This window comes from Ekhidna sp. ABH4_415 (genome assembly GCF_056161305.1).
In genome coordinates this window covers 125935-145111 of the sequence record NZ_JBSWYW010000001.1, presented here as the reverse complement: position 1 = coordinate 145111, position 19177 = coordinate 125935, and the positions used below count along the sequence as shown (strand labels likewise).

Annotated in this window: 22 protein-coding genes; 4 read left to right on the top strand and 18 right to left on the bottom strand. The window is 40.2% G+C overall.

Annotated features, from left to right (window positions below; genetic code table 11):
* Positions 1–11 precede the first annotated feature (11 nt).
* The 6 genes from ACXAH9_RS00660 to ACXAH9_RS00635 all read right to left on the bottom strand — a co-directional run bounded on the left by ACXAH9_RS00660 (position 12) and on the right by ACXAH9_RS00635 (position 3844).
* Positions 12–665: a hypothetical protein gene (locus ACXAH9_RS00660; protein WP_474892960.1), complete on the bottom strand. Its 654-nt coding sequence runs from the start codon at positions 663–665 to the stop codon at positions 12–14.
* 2 nt (positions 666–667) lie between these two features.
* Positions 668–1177 carry a hypothetical protein gene (locus ACXAH9_RS00655; protein WP_474892959.1) on the bottom strand — a complete coding sequence of 170 codons (510 nt, stop codon included), beginning with the start codon at positions 1175–1177 and terminating at the stop codon, positions 668–670.
* Between the two features lie 30 nt (positions 1178–1207).
* Positions 1208–2278 (bottom strand): hypothetical protein, encoded by a 1071-nt coding sequence (locus ACXAH9_RS00650; protein WP_474892958.1) that lies wholly within the window; start codon positions 2276–2278, stop codon positions 1208–1210.
* A gap of 16 nt (positions 2279–2294) precedes the next feature.
* A complete protein-coding gene (locus ACXAH9_RS00645) occupies positions 2295–2774 on the bottom strand; it encodes a hypothetical protein (RefSeq protein ID WP_474892957.1) in 480 nt (159 codons plus the stop codon).
* Entirely contained in the window at positions 2764–3321 is a 558-nt protein-coding gene (locus tag ACXAH9_RS00640; RefSeq protein ID WP_474892956.1) for an RNA polymerase sigma factor, read from the bottom strand. Before ACXAH9_RS00640 ends, ACXAH9_RS00645 begins: the two co-directional genes overlap by 11 nt.
* Before the next feature lie 97 nt (positions 3322–3418).
* The gene (locus tag ACXAH9_RS00635; protein ID WP_474892955.1) at positions 3419–3844 is read right to left on the bottom strand and encodes a class I adenylate-forming enzyme family protein; all 426 of its coding nucleotides are present in this window, start codon (positions 3842–3844) and stop codon (positions 3419–3421) included.
* 86 nt (positions 3845–3930) lie between these two features.
* Between ACXAH9_RS00635 and ACXAH9_RS00630 the strand changes: the two genes are divergently transcribed.
* Positions 3931–4293: a sensor histidine kinase gene (locus ACXAH9_RS00630; protein ID WP_474892954.1), complete on the top strand. Its 363-nt coding sequence runs from the start codon at positions 3931–3933 to the stop codon at positions 4291–4293.
* On the opposite strand, the gene ACXAH9_RS00625 is transcribed toward ACXAH9_RS00630, so the two are convergent.
* The 12 genes from ACXAH9_RS00625 to ACXAH9_RS00570 form a co-directional block, all read right to left on the bottom strand.
* A complete protein-coding gene (locus ACXAH9_RS00625; RefSeq protein WP_474892953.1) occupies positions 4253–4867 on the bottom strand; it encodes a class I SAM-dependent methyltransferase in 615 nt (204 codons plus the stop codon). The genes ACXAH9_RS00630 and ACXAH9_RS00625 overlap by 41 nt on opposite strands.
* A complete protein-coding gene (locus ACXAH9_RS00620; RefSeq protein ID WP_474892952.1) occupies positions 4858–5646 on the bottom strand; it encodes a hypothetical protein in 789 nt (262 codons plus the stop codon). Before ACXAH9_RS00620 ends, ACXAH9_RS00625 begins: the two co-directional genes overlap by 10 nt.
* A complete protein-coding gene (gene atpG / locus ACXAH9_RS00615; protein WP_474892951.1) occupies positions 5646–6536 on the bottom strand; it encodes an ATP synthase F1 subunit gamma in 891 nt (296 codons plus the stop codon). The genes ACXAH9_RS00620 and atpG overlap by 1 nt, the downstream gene beginning before the upstream one ends.
* Positions 6537–6544: 8 nt before the next feature.
* Positions 6545–8125, bottom strand: a complete 1581-nt coding sequence (atpA, locus tag ACXAH9_RS00610; RefSeq protein WP_474892950.1) for a F0F1 ATP synthase subunit alpha — start codon at positions 8123–8125, stop codon at positions 6545–6547.
* 34 nt (positions 8126–8159) lie between these two features.
* On the bottom strand, positions 8160–8699 hold the full coding sequence (gene atpH / locus ACXAH9_RS00605; protein WP_474892949.1) for an ATP synthase F1 subunit delta: 540 nt from the start codon (positions 8697–8699) through the stop codon (positions 8160–8162).
* A gap of 2 nt (positions 8700–8701) precedes the next feature.
* Complete coding sequence (locus tag ACXAH9_RS00600; RefSeq protein WP_474892948.1) at positions 8702–9196, bottom strand: F0F1 ATP synthase subunit B; 495 nt, start codon at positions 9194–9196, stop codon at positions 8702–8704.
* An 88-nt stretch (positions 9197–9284) separates the two neighbouring features.
* Positions 9285–9488 (bottom strand): ATP synthase F0 subunit C, encoded by a 204-nt coding sequence (gene atpE / locus ACXAH9_RS00595; RefSeq protein WP_349565573.1) that lies wholly within the window; start codon positions 9486–9488, stop codon positions 9285–9287.
* Between the two features lie 37 nt (positions 9489–9525).
* Positions 9526–10554: a F0F1 ATP synthase subunit A gene (gene atpB, locus ACXAH9_RS00590; RefSeq protein WP_474892947.1), complete on the bottom strand. Its 1029-nt coding sequence runs from the start codon at positions 10552–10554 to the stop codon at positions 9526–9528.
* Between the two features lie 36 nt (positions 10555–10590).
* Complete coding sequence (locus ACXAH9_RS00585) at positions 10591–10938, bottom strand: hypothetical protein (protein WP_474892946.1); 348 nt, start codon at positions 10936–10938, stop codon at positions 10591–10593.
* Entirely contained in the window at positions 10935–11066 is a 132-nt protein-coding gene (locus tag ACXAH9_RS00580; protein ID WP_474892945.1) for a hypothetical protein, read from the bottom strand. The genes ACXAH9_RS00585 and ACXAH9_RS00580 overlap by 4 nt, the downstream gene beginning before the upstream one ends.
* A gap of 64 nt (positions 11067–11130) precedes the next feature.
* Entirely contained in the window at positions 11131–11547 is a 417-nt protein-coding gene (locus tag ACXAH9_RS00575) for a bactofilin family protein (RefSeq protein WP_474892944.1), read from the bottom strand.
* Between the two features lie 9 nt (positions 11548–11556).
* Positions 11557–12423, bottom strand: coding sequence for a M23 family metallopeptidase (locus ACXAH9_RS00570; protein WP_474892943.1), 867 nt, complete (start codon positions 12421–12423; stop codon positions 11557–11559).
* 103 nt (positions 12424–12526) lie between these two features.
* Between ACXAH9_RS00570 and porW the strand changes: the two genes are divergently transcribed.
* Genes porW through uvrC form a run of 3 tightly spaced genes read left to right on the top strand, consistent with a single transcriptional unit; the run spans position 12527 to position 19148 of the window.
* Positions 12527–15082, top strand: coding sequence for a type IX secretion system periplasmic lipoprotein PorW/SprE (gene porW / locus ACXAH9_RS00565; protein ID WP_474892942.1), 2556 nt, complete (start codon positions 12527–12529; stop codon positions 15080–15082).
* Positions 15082–17349, top strand: a complete 2268-nt coding sequence (locus ACXAH9_RS00560; protein WP_474892941.1) for a penicillin-binding protein 1A — start codon at positions 15082–15084, stop codon at positions 17347–17349. Before porW ends, ACXAH9_RS00560 begins: the two co-directional genes overlap by 1 nt.
* The gene (uvrC, locus tag ACXAH9_RS00555; RefSeq protein ID WP_474892940.1) at positions 17349–19148 is read left to right on the top strand and encodes an excinuclease ABC subunit UvrC; all 1800 of its coding nucleotides are present in this window, start codon (positions 17349–17351) and stop codon (positions 19146–19148) included. Before ACXAH9_RS00560 ends, uvrC begins: the two co-directional genes overlap by 1 nt.
* The last annotated feature ends 29 nt before the right edge of the window (positions 19149–19177 follow it).

Sequence of the window (19177 nt, the reverse complement as noted above, 5' to 3'; positions counted from 1 at the left end):
GATAGTGCTAATCAGAATCTTCCGAACCTGAAGCTGATCATAGCTGTGGTGCCTGAAACATCTTCATCTTGAACGTTTTCCAGTTCTGTGCCAGAAACGTATCGGTAGGTCATCCCGGCACCCAACCTAAAATACTTTGTGATATTGAACTCCACCTCAATTCCAGGCTCTGCTACGAAGAATACAGAGTTTTCCACTGTGAATTCTGAGTCTGCGGGATTATTGATAAAAAAATCTTTATCCACCACTTCAAGAGATCCAGCACCCAAAATGATCGGTATGCTGATGTGTATCAATTCTCGCGGCGCGATAGTGCCACCAATCAAGACTCCTCCATATCCTCCATGCAAATTCAGTTGCTTGGCTTCCGTTTGTCCCGGAACGGTTCCCTCAAACGCTACATTTGTGACTATACCATATCCTGCCACTCCAAAAAGATACCTTCGGTTTATAATGAAACCACCATATGCACCTACCAATAAGCCTCGCTCACCTTTCAGATCACCTACTTTCAGGTCTGCCGCACCAAAGGCATTTAGATCGTTCTTTTTACTGAGCAACGATTTTACTTCCTCGTCCTTTGGGTCATTCGTATCCATGTAACGCTGCGCAAAACCGAACGAACCAAAGCAAAAGATTAAGAATATGAAAATGATCTTTCTCACCACTAGAAGACATATTTAAATGAAATGGCTGCATCCCAAAAACGCGCTTTGGTGTGTCTCATGCCAATAAAATTGAAATATGGTTTGATGTCAAAGCCGAAGGTAGCTGGTACTTCGAGCCATCGATATTCAATGCCCAAACTGGCATCTACTCCCATGGTGAAAAAACTCTTTGATTCATAGATGAATTCATCGCCCGCTGCATTGGATAACGTTTTAGAAATGTCATCGAATTTTTCGTATCCCACATGACCACCTATTCCATAGTGCAGGTAAAAGCGATCGTTGAATGAAAACTCCATCGGTTGATGAAACAGATAGGTAGCAGTGTATTGCATCCCCTCATTTCTTCCGCTTAGGATCATCTCCACCGCCTCATCTTCTGTCACAAACTTTTTGAAAGTAATCCCGGAGGTGTGTCCGAGGCGAACACCGCCTGACTTTTCATACAGCTGCTGAGCTGCTGAGCTGATCGAAATCAGCACAAAAATTGAGCAAAGCAATGTTTTCATGGGTTTCCGGTGGTGACGGTGCATGTAGTTTTAATCTCGATCTACGAAAATAGGAGTTTCTTTAATGGCAACAATTAGTTCACCTCCATCAGCTTCTATCAGCAGCTGACTATGACGGGTGTTGGTATTTCCTACGAAACCAGAAAGTGAGATTTTACCCTCATCCGCAAATTGCTGTTTTTGCATGGTAAGCATGCTATTTGGCAAAATCATTCGGTCTTCCGGTCCTTTAATGTATGTTTTAATGTATGAGGCCTGATTGAGCACCAAATTGATATCGGTGGATTTTCCTGTAATGTCAATGCTATTAAAGTCTTTTTCGATTCTGCTAAGGAAGATATCTCCATAGCTGAAATCTAACCTTGCTGAGCCTCTCAGCAGATCAGAGGTCAAATCGGTGAACGAGCCCTCACACATAATTTCCTTGGCATCCAGCAAATGGATTTTATCATTTCTTGAGTTCAACTGAATTCTGCCAATCTTATCGACACGAATTTCCGAACTGCCACTTTCAATATTCAGTTCTGTGGCTTCATCCACTCTGACCTCTGCACCTCGGAGCGTGAAAATGCCATCTTTCAACTTCCCGAAAGAAGACTTTCCAAAGCTGTGTTTCAGATTGAGCGTCTGAGTAAGGTTATTGGCTTTGATGTCGCCATGAGATATGTCCAAATCTACTCTACCATTCAGATCAGCCATGTATAAATCGCCGTATTTGCTTTCAATACTAAGCATCACATCTTCAGGAATCCAAACTTCATAATCAACCTTCAGTTTATTGCTACCCATCACTCCTTCTACTTCGCTCAATACATTCCCGAAGAACCCACCACCACTGCTGATTTCCGTGACAGCAGAGATCACGCTTCCAACTTTACGAAACCTGATATCGACGCGAGACATGGATTTAGTAACGGCCGACGAATTTTTTCCTTCTGCGCGCACTATCACCTCAAATCGAACAGAATCAAGATTCCATGTGCGGACGATAACCTCTCCATACTTGCTCACTACCTCCACCTTGGCATTGTCTGGTACAGCAAATGAGCGCTTAAAGTCGCGTTCTTGCCGAACCTGCCCTACGAGTGGGGTTGTTAGCAATAAAGCTAGTAATATGTTAAAGCACTTCTTCACTCTTTTCTTTCTCCAACTCGTTTAAAATTTCTTCCAGTATTTGAAGCTTGAGGCGATAATTTTCCATCATCGCGATAATTACCTCCTCATTATCTACATTTTCATTAAGATCTGCCTTCAGATCTGCAAAGGCTGCATCCATTTCCTCCAGATCCTTAAGAATCTGATCATCTTCCAATTGATTTTTGATCAAGGTGACCTTCTGATTGATTTCTCCTTCGTAATAGTTTTCCAATTCTGCTACCTCGTTGCTACCCGATTGTTGGTTATTTAAAACAAAAACAGACCCAACGATTATTAAGGCAAAGCATGCAGCGATACCAGCTATCTGCCATGGGTTTCTTCTTTGAGGTCCTGGCTTGATCTTCCCGGAAAGTTTTTCCCACTCCTGATCACTATCAAAAGGATAGACCTCAAATTCTTCCCTGCTGTTTTCAATATGTTCTTTTAAACTATCCCGCATTTTGTCCCCTTTCCTCTGCTAATATTTTCCTAATTCTTGCTTTTGCTTTGCAATACTGTGCTTTTGAAGCTGACTCTGAAACGCCTAAAATCTGGCCTATTTCTTTATGATCATATCCTTCAAACAGATACAGGTTCAACACCGTTTTGCAGCCTTCCGGCAACAAATCAATCACAGACATGATCTGTGACGCCTGAAACTGCGCATATTCAAAGTCATCTTCCTCTTCCTCTATAAAATCTTCATTCTCCTCCAGCTGAGAAGTATCCAGTTTCTTTTTCCGAATGGCGTTAATACAATTATTAATCACAATCCGTTTGATCCATGAGCTAAACGTGTTCACCTCTCTTAGCGAGGGTAGCTTCTGAAAGGCATCAATAAATGACTCCTGAAGCATATCTTTCGCTTCCTCTTCATCACCCATCATCCGTCGGCATATATTATACATCGCCTTAGCATATAGGCCATAGAGTGACTCCATGGCCGCCTGGTCTCCCTGCTGACTCTGTATAATCAGGTGCTTATGGATGGTTTGTGTGGTGCTCACGATCTATGTAAAGACAATGCCTTTTATCAAAGGTTTCTCCATTTTACGTTTTTTCTAATAAAAAGGTGAGCTAAAGGTAGATAACTACTACCAAGCATTATGAAAACAGAGAATACAGGCTCTTACGATCGATTTTACCGCTATCGGTCTTAGGAATTTCTTTTACCATTTGGATGTATTTGGGGATCTTGAATTTGGCCAGCTTCCCGGCACAGAAATCAAGTATATCGTTCTGCGTTAATGTAGCTGAACGTCCCACAACTATCGCCTTACCCACTTCACCCCATCTGTCATCGGGAACTCCAATTACGGCCACTTCATGAATAGATGGATGTGTCTGAAGTAATTTTTCCACTTCATCCGGATACACATTTTCTCCACCAGAGATAAACATGTTTTTTATTCGGTCTTTCACATAGTAATACCCTTCCTCATCCCGAACGAGAATATCCCCTGTTCGAAACCATCCACCTGTAAAGGCCTCTTTGCTTGCCTCCTCATTGTTCCAGTACCCAGGAGTCACCACCGGGCCGTTGAGCCAGAGTTCGCCTTCTTCTTCACCTTTCGCTTCTGTACCATCTTACTTCATCAGCTTTACGTCCACAAGGGGTGGATGAAACCATATTGAATGCGGATAAAGACATGCTTGAGTTTGTGGTTAGGAACCTTATTCACAATTCGATCAAATTCACTCCTAAAAATGGAAAGATAAAGATTGTAGCAGAACACGGTGCTGATCTCACCAGAGTATCCATCATCGATACCGGAATGGGGATGACCAATGAAATGATTCAGAAGATTCTAGATAAGGAGGAAGCTTTTACCCGAACAAGAACAGAGCAGGAGAAAGGTTCAGGAATCGGGCTTCTAATGTGTAAGGACTTTATTGAAAAAAACCTGGGTAAATTGGAAATTAGTGCCAAACAGGGAACTACCGTTTCCTTTTACCTACCTGGTAGTAAAGTGCACTAAAAACCCCCTTCTTATAAAGCTTGATTTCAGTTTCCTGAAAATCACTTTCCTTTAAAAAAGACCTTAAGTCAAGTAGTTTGCTGGTTTCAAGATTGACAAACCAATTAAAGAAAATCAGCATAACTCTCAGCAAGAGGGTATTAACCTTTCTCTTTTCAAAATCCAACACAATCAACTTTCCATCAGTGCAAAGTAGTTCCTTGACTCTAACAATCACTGTATGCAGACTTTGCTCATCAAAACAGTCCAGAAAAAACGGACAGATGATCACATCATATTTTTTATTTGATTCAAATTCCAAAAAATCAGTATGAACGAAACTGACTGTTCCTTTAACCGATCGCTTTTTTGCTATATTCAGCATCCCACTTGACTTCTCTACGAATACAATTTCTTCACATGACGGAATTTTTTCCAAAATTTGTCCTGTACCTCCACCAAGGATAAGCACACGATCTTTATCGCCTATTTCTTTCAGATGATAAGCTTGTGCTTGTATTAATGATTCTCCAAAAACAAGTTTGGAAAGGCGATCATAATATGGGGCAACAAAGTCAAAATCGTTTACAGCCATTCAAAAAGAATTGGCAATAAAAATACACCATCACCTATAGCTCTGTATCGATGATTAAGTCGAAACCAATCGGAAGAAATGATCATCAATGCATAAATGACAAACCCTGCTACAAAATAAATTGTGATTACGTTGATGGAAAGAATAGCAATTGCAAGACCTATTGAGATCAGCAGTAATATAATTTTTTCCAGATGCTTACCATTAAGTTCTGTTGCAATCGATTGAAACTTGTCTCTGATATCGTCCTCCTTTTCATACCAGCTAAATAGACTAAGGTTCACAAAGGTTAGTAGCACCAATAATAAAAATATATCCCAGTGATAGGTCTGACTGAGTAGGAAAGGTATCATCAAAATCCCGGCTGAATAGACCAGCGCAACGTAAAGCTCCTTTGAAAGAAATCGTGATAATCTGTGCTGCATCATCAAGTAAGCAAATGAGAATACTGCCAGCGCTAAACCTCCAAGGAAGATCACTAATGGAATGAATAAGACCAGAACTGACAATGCAATCAAAACAAGAACAGCAACTACCAGTAAATATTTTCGATGGTTTTTATGAAACAGATATCGCTCCCTGGATGACCTGATCTTGTTCTCTGCATCTCGGAGGTGATCTGCTGTATAGATAAGCCAAACCACACCTCCTAGCAGCGCATACACTTCCCATCCGGGAGCTACTCCAAATTGAGCACAAAAAAATCGGAGCAGTATAACTACTCCGACTACAATATCTATGGACAAAATTTGAGCGGTACGATATGCTCGCCCGATCATTATCCCTGAGCTAATGCCTCAGCCCCACCAACGATCTCCAGGATCTCTTTGGTAATGGCAGCCTGACGTGTTCTGTTATAAGTCAAACGAAGCTCCTTCAATAGTTCATCAGCATTTTCTGTTGCCTTATCCATTGCTGTCATCCGTGCTCCATGCTCAGAAGCATTCGATTCCAATAAGGTTTTATAGAACTGGATCTTAAGTGACTTAGGAACAAGCTCATCAAAAATGAAATCTTTCGAAGGCTCATAGATGTAATCTATCTCACCATAGGAGTCATCCATTTCTTCTGTCTCAATTTCCTGAATTGGAAGAAACTGTTCTTTTTTTACGATCTGAGTAGCAACGTTTTTGAACTCATTGTAGACTATGTCCACTCGATCATATTTACCATCAAGGAAATCAGCCATCACCATTTCAGCCGCTTCCTTTGCATCCGCAAAATTTAGCTTCTCTATCAAATGAGAATAAGTGCTGACCACATTGTACTTTCTTTTAGTAAAGTGTTCCAATGCTTTTTTCCCGATCGGTAATATTTCCAAATTCCCTGAAGCCTCAACGTGACTGTACTTTTCTGCTATTAGCGCCTTCGTTCCTTTAAAGACACTGCTATTAAAAGCACCACACAATCCTCTATCTGATGTCACCACAACAAGAAGAACCCTTTCAATGGCTCTTTCTTCTGAATATGGGTTATCAGCATCGTCTGATTGTCCTGCCGATACATTCTGAATAATTTCAGATAGCTTCTGAGAATATGGCCTCATTTGAATGATACGATCCTGTGCCCTTCTCAACTTAGCAGCAGCAACCATTTTCATGGCTTTTGTGATCTGCTGTGTTGAAACAACTGATTGAATCCTACCTTTTACCTCTTTAAGATTGGCCATCTATTTTCTTATTTTTTATATCTGGAAGCAATGTCTTTAGCGATTTCTTCTGTTTTCGCAACAGCTTCTTCGCTCAATTTACCAGCTTTGAAGTCTGCCAACGCATCTTTACCAGTAGATCTCATTGCATTCATGAATTCAGTTTGGAATTCTTTTGCCTTGTTCACAGGAACCGGATCTAAGAATCCTTTTGTAGAAGCATAAATGATTGCCACTTGCTCCTCTACCGGAATTGGTGAGAACTGAGGCTGCTTCAGAATTTCCTGGTTCTTTCTACCTCTGTCGATGGTTCGCTGAGTCGCTGCATCAAGGTCAGACCCGAATTTTGCGAACGCTTCAAGTTCACGGAACTGTGCCTGGTCCAACTTCAAGGTACCTGCTACCTTCTTCATTGACTTGATCTGAGCATTACCACCCACTCGTGATACCGAGATACCTACGTTAATCGCTGGACGAATACCGGAGTTGAAAAGGTTTGTTTCTAGGAATATCTGACCGTCAGTAATTGAGATTACGTTCGTCGGGATATATGCTGAAACGTCTCCTGCCTGTGTTTCAATGATTGGAAGAGCGGTCAAAGATCCGCCACCTTTTACTTTTCCTTTCAGAGAAGGAGGAAGGTCATTCATTTGAGTAGCTACAGAATCATCGTTAATAATTTTTGCTGCACGCTCTAGAAGTCTTGAGTGAAGATAGAAAACGTCACCTGGATAAGCTTCACGCCCCGGAGGTCTTCTAAGTAGAAGTGACACCTCACGATAAGAAACCGCTTGCTTGGAAAGGTCATCATATACCACAAGTGCCGGACGACCAGTATCTCTGAAGTACTCACCAATAGCTGCACCAGTCATTGGAGCATAAAACTGCATTGGAGCAGGATCAGATGCAGAAGCATTCACAATAACCGTATAAGCCATTGCACCTGCTTTTTCCAGCTGCGCCACGATACCTGCTACGGTAGAGGCTTTCTGACCGATAGCTACATAAATACAGAATACCGGCTCTCCTTTGTCATAAAATTCTTTCTGATTGATAATGGTGTCAATTACCACGGCAGTTTTCCCTGTCTGACGGTCACCAATCACCAACTCTCGCTGACCCCTTCCAACTGGAATCATTGAGTCAATCGCTGTAATACCTGTTTGTAGCGGCTCACTTACCGGCTCTCGGTAAATTACTCCAGGAGCTTTTCTTTCGAGTGGCATTTCGAACGTTTCACCTTCGATCGCTCCCTTACCATCGATTGGGTTACCCAAAGTGTCAACTACACGCCCACACATTCCGTCACCTACTTTGATGGAAGCAATTCGGCCCGTTCTCTTCACTGTGTCACCTTCATTGACTTCTGCAGAGTCTCCAAGAAGTACGGCTCCTACATTGTCCTCTTCCAGGTTCAATACCAATGCATTCAATCCATTCTCAAATTCCAATAGCTCTCCAGCTTGAGCATTAGATAGTCCGTAGATTCTGGCTACACCATCACCTACCTGTAGTACGGTACCTACTTCTTCAAGCTCAGCTTCCGTCTTGTGACCAGATAGCTGCTCTCTTAAAATTGCTGAAACCTCATCAGGTCTTACTTGTGCCATAATTTTATTTGTTTAGCCTGTTGGCTTGAGTTATTTATTTTTTTGAAAACTTCAGTTTTAAATCTTTCAATTGTCCGCTCACACTTTCATCCAGCTGTTGGTCTCCCATTCTCAGGATATATCCTCCTACAATTTCCGGGTCTACCTTTTTTGATAAAAGTGGCTCCTTTCCGGTAATCTCTTTTGCCAGCTTTTCAAATGCTTTCTTCATTTCATCATCCAACTCAAAGCTGGTAGTTACTGAAACTTCAGCAAGCCCTTTCTTCACGTTGTATAAATGAAGAAACTCAGCTGCGATATCCTCAAGAAGGTTTTCGCGACTCTTTCGAGTAATGATATCGAATGCCTGCAGGGTAAGATCATTGACCTTACCGGAAAAGACCTTTTTTAAGATTTCGGCCTTCTTCTGATGAGCGATGATGGGGCTTTTAAGCATCAAAGCAAAATCCCTGCTCTCCTCGCAAACCGCAACAAAAGATTCCATGTCATCCTTCACATTATCCAACACCTTCTTCTCCTCAGCTAATTCAAGGATTGGAGTTGCATAACGAACGGCTATTCTGCTTACAGACATGTTTAATTAACTTTTACGTCTTTGATAAACTTCTCAACGAGTGCTTTTTGAGACTTATCGTCTGATAGTTTTTCTCGAAGCACTTTTTCAGCAATCTCAAGTGAAAGTGAAGAAACCAGTTCTTTTACTTCATTTAGCGCTGCTTTTTTCTCCACTTCTATTGCCTCTCTGGCATCCTGGATCATTTTGGATGTAATATCAGAAGTCTCAGCCTTTGCATGCTCCACAATGTGAGTTGCTTCATCTCTGGCCTCTTTCAAGATTGCATCTCTTTCAATTCTGGCTTCCTGTAGCAAGTATTCATTGTCAGCTTGGATTTGCTTCATCTCCTCCTGAGCATGCTCTGCAGCTCTTAGAGAGTCTTCGATCTGAAACTCACGGGTTTTAAGTGCTCCTAAGATTGGTCTCCATACGAATGCTCGTAAAATGAATAACACAATCAGGAATACTATCACCTGCCAAATGATCAATCCTATGTCGGGGGTAACTAGTGCCACGATATAAATTATTTAGTGTAAATGTCTTTTTTTAAAATAAACCTGGCCATGCCACCTAATGTGGTCATAGCCAAGCTTCTTTTAGGAATTAATTTCCTGTTCCAGCCAATAGACCTACTACAACACCGAATAGCGCCGCACCTTCAATAAGTGCTGCTGCAATAATCATTGCTGTTTGGATCTTACCAGCTGCTTCTGGTTGCCTTGCAATACTCTCAGTTGCTCCTTTACCGATCAAACCGATACCAAGTCCTGCTCCTAGTACTGCTAAACCTGCTCCAATTGCTCCCATAATTAATTATTTATTAGTTTAAAATTGGTTCCAAAAATTAATGATGCTCCTCTACTGCCTGTCCAAAATACAAGGCAGAAAGCAGCGTAAATACATACGCCTGAAGCACTGCTACAAATAACTCCAGCATATTCATCACTGTTGCGAAAACCGCTCCAACTACACCTATGGTTAAGCTTTCAAAAATGAAAGCCAAACTGATAATACTAAGGATCAAAATGTGACCTGCAGTGATGTTCGCAAAAAGTCGAATCATCAGTGAAAATGGTTTTGTGAAAATCCCGATGATCTCCACCGGCCATAAAATGATGTATAACAATAGTTTTCCGGCCCACGGCATTGATTTTCCAAGTGGATCTACAATGTGTAGCCAGTATGTTTGTCTTCCTGAGAAAAGTGTGATTAAAAGGGTTATCACAGCAAGTGTTAGCGTTACTGAGATATTCCCTGTCATATTTGCTGCTCCTGGCAACAAGCCAAGAAGATTACCAAACCAGATAAAAAAGAAAACGGTTAACAAGAATGGCATGAATCGCTCGTACTTGTGCCCAATATTTTCTTTGGCTATGTCATCTCTGATAAAAATAATGATTGGCTCGAAAAATGATTGAATTCCTTTTGGCGCCCGACCAGCATTTTTCTTATACCCTCTTGCTACTGCAGAAAAAACCAAAATCAAAATGACGGCATCAATGAGCATGAAAAGAACATTTTTAGTAATAGAAATGTCCAAAACGTGTCCCCCATTTTCCAGGGTAATATGGTCGTGATCCATTACATATCCATTGTAAGGAACCAACTCATGGTCTTCGTTGAAAAAATTGTGAGAGGAAAAAACATCCAGTCCTTTCTCCTCGGAGTATACGATTACCGGTAAGTAAACATTAAGTCCGTGATAGATTTCCCACACGTGAGAATCTGAAATGTGGTGATTGATTAATTCACTCGGATCGAATGGCCCATCTTCTCCGTCTTTCGAACCACCACCAGCGAATACTAAACCAGGAAAAACAAGTAATAAAAACGCTAAAAACTTGTTGATTTTCAGAAAGTTAGATTGCTTCAATATTGAGCCTATTTTCATCAGATTTTCGTTCGTTCCTCAATTTCGGCGCAAGTTAGTCAAAGCCTCAACTATTTCAAAGATCATGAATATCAAATAGAGGATAATAAATTGAATAACCAGGTTTTTGAGATCATCTTGCGTATAAATAAGAATCATAATGAAGACGAGAGAGGATAGCAATCGAATTACAATTTTAACAAGTGATATCTGAACTTTCCATTCATCAGGCGCCCACATTTCTATCCGAAAAAGCACCAGGGCTTGAATAGCAAAAAAAGCGACCATGATCAAATAAGATTCATGAAGGTGTAGGTCAGATTCAAAATAGTAACCTGCCACCAATAAAGATACAGTGATCAGCGCGAGCGTAATCCACTTTTTCATTTGAGTGATTTTAATAGTAGCCAGATTGTCCCAGCCATGGCAAGAAATGTGGTAATAAGGATAATTACCGGACTAGATGATAAATAATCATCCAGGTAATACCCTCCAATAATCAAGATGAGATTCATGACGATAAGCTCAAACACTAAACCATAAAGCTTCATGTAAGACTTATCGTCGTTTGGGTTTTTATCAGGCTTTGAGCGCTTGTGGCTGCTCTTGGTCTTCGGGCTTTCCAATTTTTATTTCCTTGCTTTTTACGCCCATTTTACATTTGCCATTGAAGTTAGCTCCTGATTCTACCAGCAACTTATTGGTAATAATGTCACCATCTATAGTTGCAGTAGCTTTCAATACCAACTGCTCAGTGACTTCAATGGTACCCGTAATGTGTCCCGCCACTTCGGCATTTTGAGCTAACACACTACCATCTACCTGAGATGAGTGCCCAAAAGCTGCTTTTGATTTTGTTTTGATGTCTCCTACAACCTTCCCTTCTACACGAATATTTCCAAACGTTTCGATGCTACCGTTTACGATCGTGCCTTTCCCAATTATATTACTTGAGTTACTCAACTCTTCTACTTCTTTTTGATTCTTGTTCAACATAGCCTGATTTTAAAGTGCAATATACTCTTGTGGATTCACAGGGTTGCCATTATGCCACAATTCCAAGTGTAAATGTGGTCCTGATGTCAGTTCTCCTGTATTTCCTATAGTGGCTACTACTTCTCCAGCCGCCACAAAGCTACCAACGTTTTTAAATAATTCCGAATTGTGTTTATATACCGAAATTAAATTGCCAGGATGCTGAATTGCCAGGATATATCCTCCATCCAGTGTCCAGGAAGACATTATAACCACTCCATCAGCAACTGACCGAACAGGTTCATTCTCCGGCGCAACCATATCTATTCCGTAATGATCCTCTTTGGGGTTAAACCCATCTGTGATAATTCCGTCTAGTGGGCTAAAAAGGTAAACATCACGCAATTCGTAGATATTTGATGATACTGCAATTGGCAGGGCAGTTATTTCTGCCAGCTCCGAACCTTCAAATTCCGCCCGGAATTGAGAATCAACCGGCTGAATTGTCTCATTGAGCTCTGCTGGCTGCAGATCAGACTCAGGACTCACATCCATATTTTGATCAATTTCTTCTCCAGCTATGATTTTACGGATGTTTTCAATGTATATATCCTTATTCTCGACCTCCTGAGCCAACGAATCGATAGTCATGGATAGCTCTAAAACCTGTCGATTAGCCTCCATTTGCGCATGCCTTGGATCCAGCCATTGTTCCAATGCAACCGTAATCAGGTATACTGCGAGTGATAAAAGAAGTAGGCCTACTCCTGCAAGCAGCAGAAATAAGCGAGCATAATTGAAGCTAAAAGTAGTCTTCTCAGCAAAATTCTCCTCATTTCTAATAATGAGCAGGTATTTATTCGTTAGCCAGTTACTAAATGTCTTTCTTGCAGCCATAAATTGCAATTTAAGGCGACAAAGGTATTCAATCACCCCTTGTTTTATCTTTACACCAAATTGAATTTGAGATCGTTATTTAACGAACCAGTCTAGGCGTATTTTGAAGAAACTTTTATCCGTATGTTTAATAGCAGTTGTGGCAGGTTGTTCTCCCTACAAAAACAACCCTTTGAGCAACTCCTATCACGATCTCACCGCTCATTTCAATGCCTATTTCATAGCCAATGAGCGTATAAATGAAATTGAAAAATCCATTTTTGAAAGCCAGGAGTGGAATTACAATAAGGTTCTACCTATTTATGCGCAATTTGACTCTGCCAAGTCTGCTTCATTGAAAGGTCCTATTGAAGACTGCATTCAAAAAGCATCAATCGCAATTCAGCACCATCCAAACAGTAAATGGGAAGATGACAGCTATCTTCTGGTGGGGAAAGCCCGATACTATGCCAGAGAGTTTCCAGACGCAATTGAGACATTTAAATATGTAAATACACATAGTGAAGATGATAATGCGAGGCATCATGCGCTTACAGAACTGATCAGGAGTTTTGCGGAATTTGAAGAATATAACAATGGAGTTGCAGTGACCGATTATCTGGCAAAAGAAGAACTGAACAAAGAAAACCAACGTCGGATGCACCTCAACACTGCCTACCTGTATCAAAAAAAAGGTGATCAAAATAAAATGGTAGGAAGCCTTGTGAAGGCGGAAGAACTACTAAAGTCTTCAGACAAAGCTCGAATCAATTTTATAATTGGTCAGACATTCCAGGAGCTTGGTTTCGAAAGTGAAGCATTTCGATATTACAAAAACGTTCTGAAAAACAACCCAAGCTATGAACTAGAGTTTTATTCGAAACTCTACATGGCCAGGGTAACCGAGCTAGCTGACGAAGGAGATTTAAAGAAAATCCAGAAATACTTTAAAAACCTACTCAAAGACCCTAAAAACAAGGAGTATCGGGACAAGATTTATTATGAATTGGCTGGCTTTGAACTGAAAAATGGCAATGTTGATGAAGCAATTAGAAACTATAAACTATCTGTAAGATCGAGTCAAGGCAACAATCGTCAAAAGGCCTATTCTTATTTAAATCTGGGTAAGATCTATTACGACACGTTGAGGGATTATGTCTTGGCTAAGAATTACTATGACAGTACGGTCAGTACTATGCCTAAGGATGAAGAAAACTTTGAGGCTATAAAGGAACGCCAGGAAATTTTAGTTGATTTTGTCAAGCAGATAGTCACCATCCAGAAAAATGATAGCCTTTTAAATCTAGCGTCTCTGCCAGAGGATTCTGTTTTATCAATGCTAACATCGAAAATCACGAAAGAACGAGCAGAGAAAGAAGAGAAAAGAAAAAAGGCAAAACAAGCTGCCATTAATCGGGCAAGAAATATTACACAGAGTTCTGGTGATAACCTTATTGCAACAGCTTCTACCGGATCAGTTTGGTACTTCAACAACCAAACAGCATTAAGTAAAGGCCGGAATGATTTCATCAGAAAGTGGGGGGATAGGGCACTTGAAGACAATTGGAGACGGAAAAACAAATCTGCTACAACCACCAATAGCCCTTCCCCTGAGGAAACAATTGTTTCAAACGATCGCTCTGAAGCAACCGGGGAACAACCCGAAGAAGAGACCATAGAAGATGAGGCCAGGCGAATGATGGCAGATATTCCGCGGACTGAAGAACAAAAAAATGCGCTACTTGGAGAGATTGAAGTTGCCTTATATAACCTTGGAAACATCTATAATCTACGCCTAGAGGAAGACGCCAATGCTGCCGAATCTTTCGAGCAACTACTCCAACGTTTTCCAGAAACAGAATATGAGGCTGAAGTACTCTATCAACTTTATCTCTTGTATAAAAACATCGATCCTGCAAAATCAGTTTTAAAGGGAAATATCCTGAAACAGAAATATCCTGAAACGATATATGCTAAACTGGTTGACAACCCCAATTACAGAGAAGAGAGCTTTGCAATAAGTGAGCAGCTTAAAAAGCTTTATAAAAAGCTATACGAGAAATATAAATTAGGTGAATACCAACAAGTATTATTTGCTGCTGATAGTGCGCTTAGCAAGCACCCTGAAAATGAATTTAGCGATAATGTTGCTCTTCTAAGGGTGCTAGCGATTGGTCAGATGGAGGAAGACCACAAGTATCAGTTTGAACTGGGGGAGTTTATAAAAAAATATCCTGAGAGTGAGTTGAATGCGTACGCTCAAACTTTACTCACCACTTCTGAATCCTTTCAGCAAAAAAGATATAATAGTGCTAAGGCTCGATTCATTGAAGACTTCAAACAAAAGCACTTATTTGTAATCGTCTATGACCTCAAATCAGATATGACAGACAAGCTTCTACCGCTGATGGATGACTATTTACAAGAAAAGAACATGTCAAATCTTAAAACAGGCAACCTAATCCTGAGTGATCAGAAGTCGATGCTATTGGTTAATGTCTTCCCTGGCAAGAGCACTGCCGTAAATTTTATGAATTTATTAAGTAAAGAGGTTAACCTGAAGGATACATTTAAAGGTCAAAAATTTGATTTATTTGTGATTACAGAGGATAACTTTGATATCTTCTATAAAACAAAAGATGTCTCAGCTTATTTGACGTTTTTCGAAAAACATTATTGATGAAGCAAAAGCTTATTAAATACTCACTTCGAGTTTTCTGGATTTTATTCATACTGACGGTTCTGGGCATACCGACTACCTTTCTAATGGTTAAAAATGATGCCTTTGGATGGTTTGGGGGCTTGCCAAGCCTTGCAGCACTCGAACGACCAGATCCAGACCTCTCATCAGAACTAATCAGCGCGGATGGAGTGTCTTTAGGTAAATATTTCAGGAAAAACCGAACTCCCGTCACATATGAAGAGCTCTCTCCTGAGCTTGTAAACACGCTATTGGTAACTGAGGATGTTCGCTTCAAAAATCACTCTGGAATTGATCTAAAAGGTTTGGCCCGTGCCGTCATTGGTAAGCTTACTTTCTCGTTCAAGGGTGGTGGAAGCACCCTTACAATGCAGCTAGCAGAGAATTTATTTAAAACCAATACTGCTGAACAAGGAACACTTTACAAGTCAAGAACACTGGGTCAGGTCATTACCAAGTTGAAGGAATGGATAATCGCAGTTCAACTTGAAAAATCCTACACAAAGGAGGAAATACTGGCTATGTATCTAAATACAGTAGAATTTGGAAGCAATTCATATGGAATCAAAGTAGCCGCAAAGACTTTCTTTAATAAACTCCCTTCTCAGCTCAATTACGCAGAATCTGCTGTGCTTGTTGGAGCCATCAATGCACCAACCCGATGGAGTCCTGTTTTAAACCCTGATAATGCCCATCGCAAACGAACAGAAGTCCTTTGGAATCTTCACAAGTACGGGATTATTGATCGTATTCAGTTCGATACACTCAATAGAGATTCAATCCAATTGAACTACAAAGTAGAAAATCAAAATGAAGGGTTAGCCACCTACTTTCGTACAGTAGCAAAAAACTACCTCGTCAATTGGGCCATCGAAAATGGATACGATCTATTTGATGATGGATTAAAAATCTATACCACTATTGATAGCAGGATGCAGCAATATGCAGAAGAGGCAGTAGCTGAACACATGGATACGCTTCAACAAATTTTCAATAACCACTGGCAAGGAGAAAATCCATGGATTGATGATGACAACAATGAAATTCCTGAGTTTCTTGATATGGCTATCAGGCGAACGGATGCCTACAGGAGTTTACGATCACGGTTTGGAGAGCAGAAGGATTCTATCGAATACTATTTGAATAAGAAAAAGAAAATGAGAGTCTTTTCGTGGGGAGGCGAAATAGATACCGTCTTTAGTTCTTACGATTCATTGAATTATTACAAACGCTTTCTTCAAGCAGGCTTTATGTCCATGGATCCAAGAACAGGATATATCAAAGCGTGGGTAGGGGGTATCAATCATCAATATTTCAAATTTGATCATGTGAAGCAGGGGAAAAGGCAGCCTGGATCGACTTTCAAACCAATCGTTTACACCGCTGCAATAGACAATGGATACTCACCTTGCTTCCCTGTGGTTGATGCTCCCGTTTCCTTTAGCCTTCCCGGACAAGATCCACCAACCTGGGTGCCTCAAAACTCAAATGGAAGATTTACTGGAGAAGTAATGACCATACGCCAGGCAATGGCACAATCGGTGAATAGTATCACTGCATTTATGATGAATCGCATTGGCCCGTCTACAGTAGTTGACTATGCGAAAAGACTGGGTATCGAAAGTAGACTAGATGCTGTTCCCTCGCTCTGCTTAGGAGCCGGAGGTGATGTTTCTATTTATGAAATGGTAGGAGCATACTCCACATTCGTAAATAAAGGTACGTACATCAAGCCTTTCTTCATTTCCAGAATTGAAGATAAAAATGGGAATGTCATCCAGCAGTTTGTTCCGGATGAACAGGAGGCTATCAATGAAGAAACAGCTTACCTGATGCTCCATATGCTGAAAGGAGTTGTGGAAATGGGTACAGGGCGTGCACTTGACTATGAGCTAAAAGTAGATAATGAAATTGGCGCCAAAACAGGAACAACGCAAAACGCATCAGACGGATGGTTTATAGGAGTAACTAAAGATCTCGTATCTGGGGCCTGGGTAGGCGGTGATGATCGAAGTATCCGATTTAGACAGTGGGTACTTGGACAGGGAGGTAGAACCGCGCTTCCGATTTGGGAAAGGTATATGGCTAAAATTTACGCTGATGAGACCTTGGGCTATGAGAAAGGATATTTCGAGAAACCAACGAAACAACTAAATACTGTAATCGACTGTGACCTCTACGAAGAGAACACAAATCCATCTGACTCTGTTGATTATGACGTAGTTGACGAAGATGATTTCATGTAATGCAATTTCAACGATACGCTCGAGAGGATTATTTAAGACTTCCTGAAAAGCCAGGTATTTATAAATTTCTTGATCAGGATGGAACAATAATCTATGTTGGAAAAGCAAAAAGTTTAAAAAAAAGAGTCGCAAGCTATTTTACAAAAGCCAACCTAGATAATCGAAAAACTTATAGGTTGGTATCAGAAATCCGGCTTGTTGAATTTGTAATTGTTTCTTCCGAATTCGATGCTTTACTCCTCGAGAACAATCTGATCAAAGAGAATCAGCCTCGTTACAACATTCTTTTGAAAGATGATAAGAGTTTTCCAAGCATTTGCATCACCAATGAGCGATTCCCACGAATCTATTCCACAAGAAGAATCGATCATAAAAAAGGTGAATACTTTGGTCCTTACACGAGCGTAAAAGCGATGAATGGGGTTATAGACCTCATTCGAAAGCTACATAAAATCAGAACCTGCAAATACAACCTATCTGAAGAGAATATTAAGAAAAAGAAATTCAAAGTATGCCTGGAATATCATATAGGTAATTGTCTGGGTCCTTGTGAAGGTCTCCAATCCGAGGAAGACTATCTGAAAGATATTGATGAGGCACGCAAGATCCTCAAAGGAAAAATTGGTGTGGTTGGTAGATCATACAAGGGAAAGATGCAAAATGCCTCTGAAGAGTTAAAATTTGAATTAGCTCAATCCTACAAGGAAAAACTGAATCTTCTTGAAAAATTCCAATCACGTTCGTTGATTGTTAATCAGAAGATTACCAATACAGACGTATTTACGATGACTGGGTCAGATAATGAAAAGTCATTGTTTATTAATTATATGAAGATTGAAAACGGTGCGATTATAAATTCCGAAACAATAGAAGTTAAAAAGAAAATTGAGGAAGATAATGCCGAGGTATTTAGATTTTCAATCTTCGATTTAAGGAAAAAATACGGTAGTAACAATCCACACATACTTACAAATCATGAAGTGGAGGGGTGGGAAGACGTTGATATAATTGTTCCAAAAATTGGTGACAAAAAGAAACTAGTAGAGCTGTCATTAAAAAACGCACTCTTTTTCAAAAAGGAAAATTTTTCGAAAAAAAGCACTCAACCCAATGAAGCTATTCTAAAGAACTTACAAGAAGATTTGAAATTACCAGAACTACCCGTCCACATCGAGTGCTTTGATAACTCAAATATTCAGGGTACCAGTCCGGTAGCATCAATGGTGTGTTTCAAAAATGGAAAGCCATCGAAATCTAACTACAGAAAATTCAATATCAAGACGGTAGTCGGACCTGACGATTTCGCATCAATGAAGGAAGTAGTGGGAAGAAGATATTCACACCTTAAGAATGAAGGAATTTCATTTCCTCAGCTTATCATAATTGATGGTGGTAAAGGCCAACTAAGTGCTGCATGTGAGGCACTAAAAGAACTGGGCGTTTACGGTCAGATACCCATCATCGGTATTGCCAAAAAACTAGAGGAAATCTATTTTCCAGAAGATAGTATCCCTCTTTATATAAGTAAAAAATCGACATCTCTTAAGCTAATTCAACATCTTCGAGATGAAGCACATCGTTTTGCGATCAACTTTCACCGACAAAAAAGGAGTAAAAATTCTTACAATTCCGCATTAGATCAATTGAAGGGTATAGGAAAGCAAACAAGAGTCATTCTGATGAAAGAGTTTGGTAGTGTCGCAAGGTTAAAACAATCTTCAGAGAAAGACTTAAGAGAGCTAATTGGAAATTCTAAAGCAGAAATAATTCTGGAGGCAATAAAAAAAGGAGACCTTTAACAGTCTCCTTTTTAGTGCTATTTTTAATT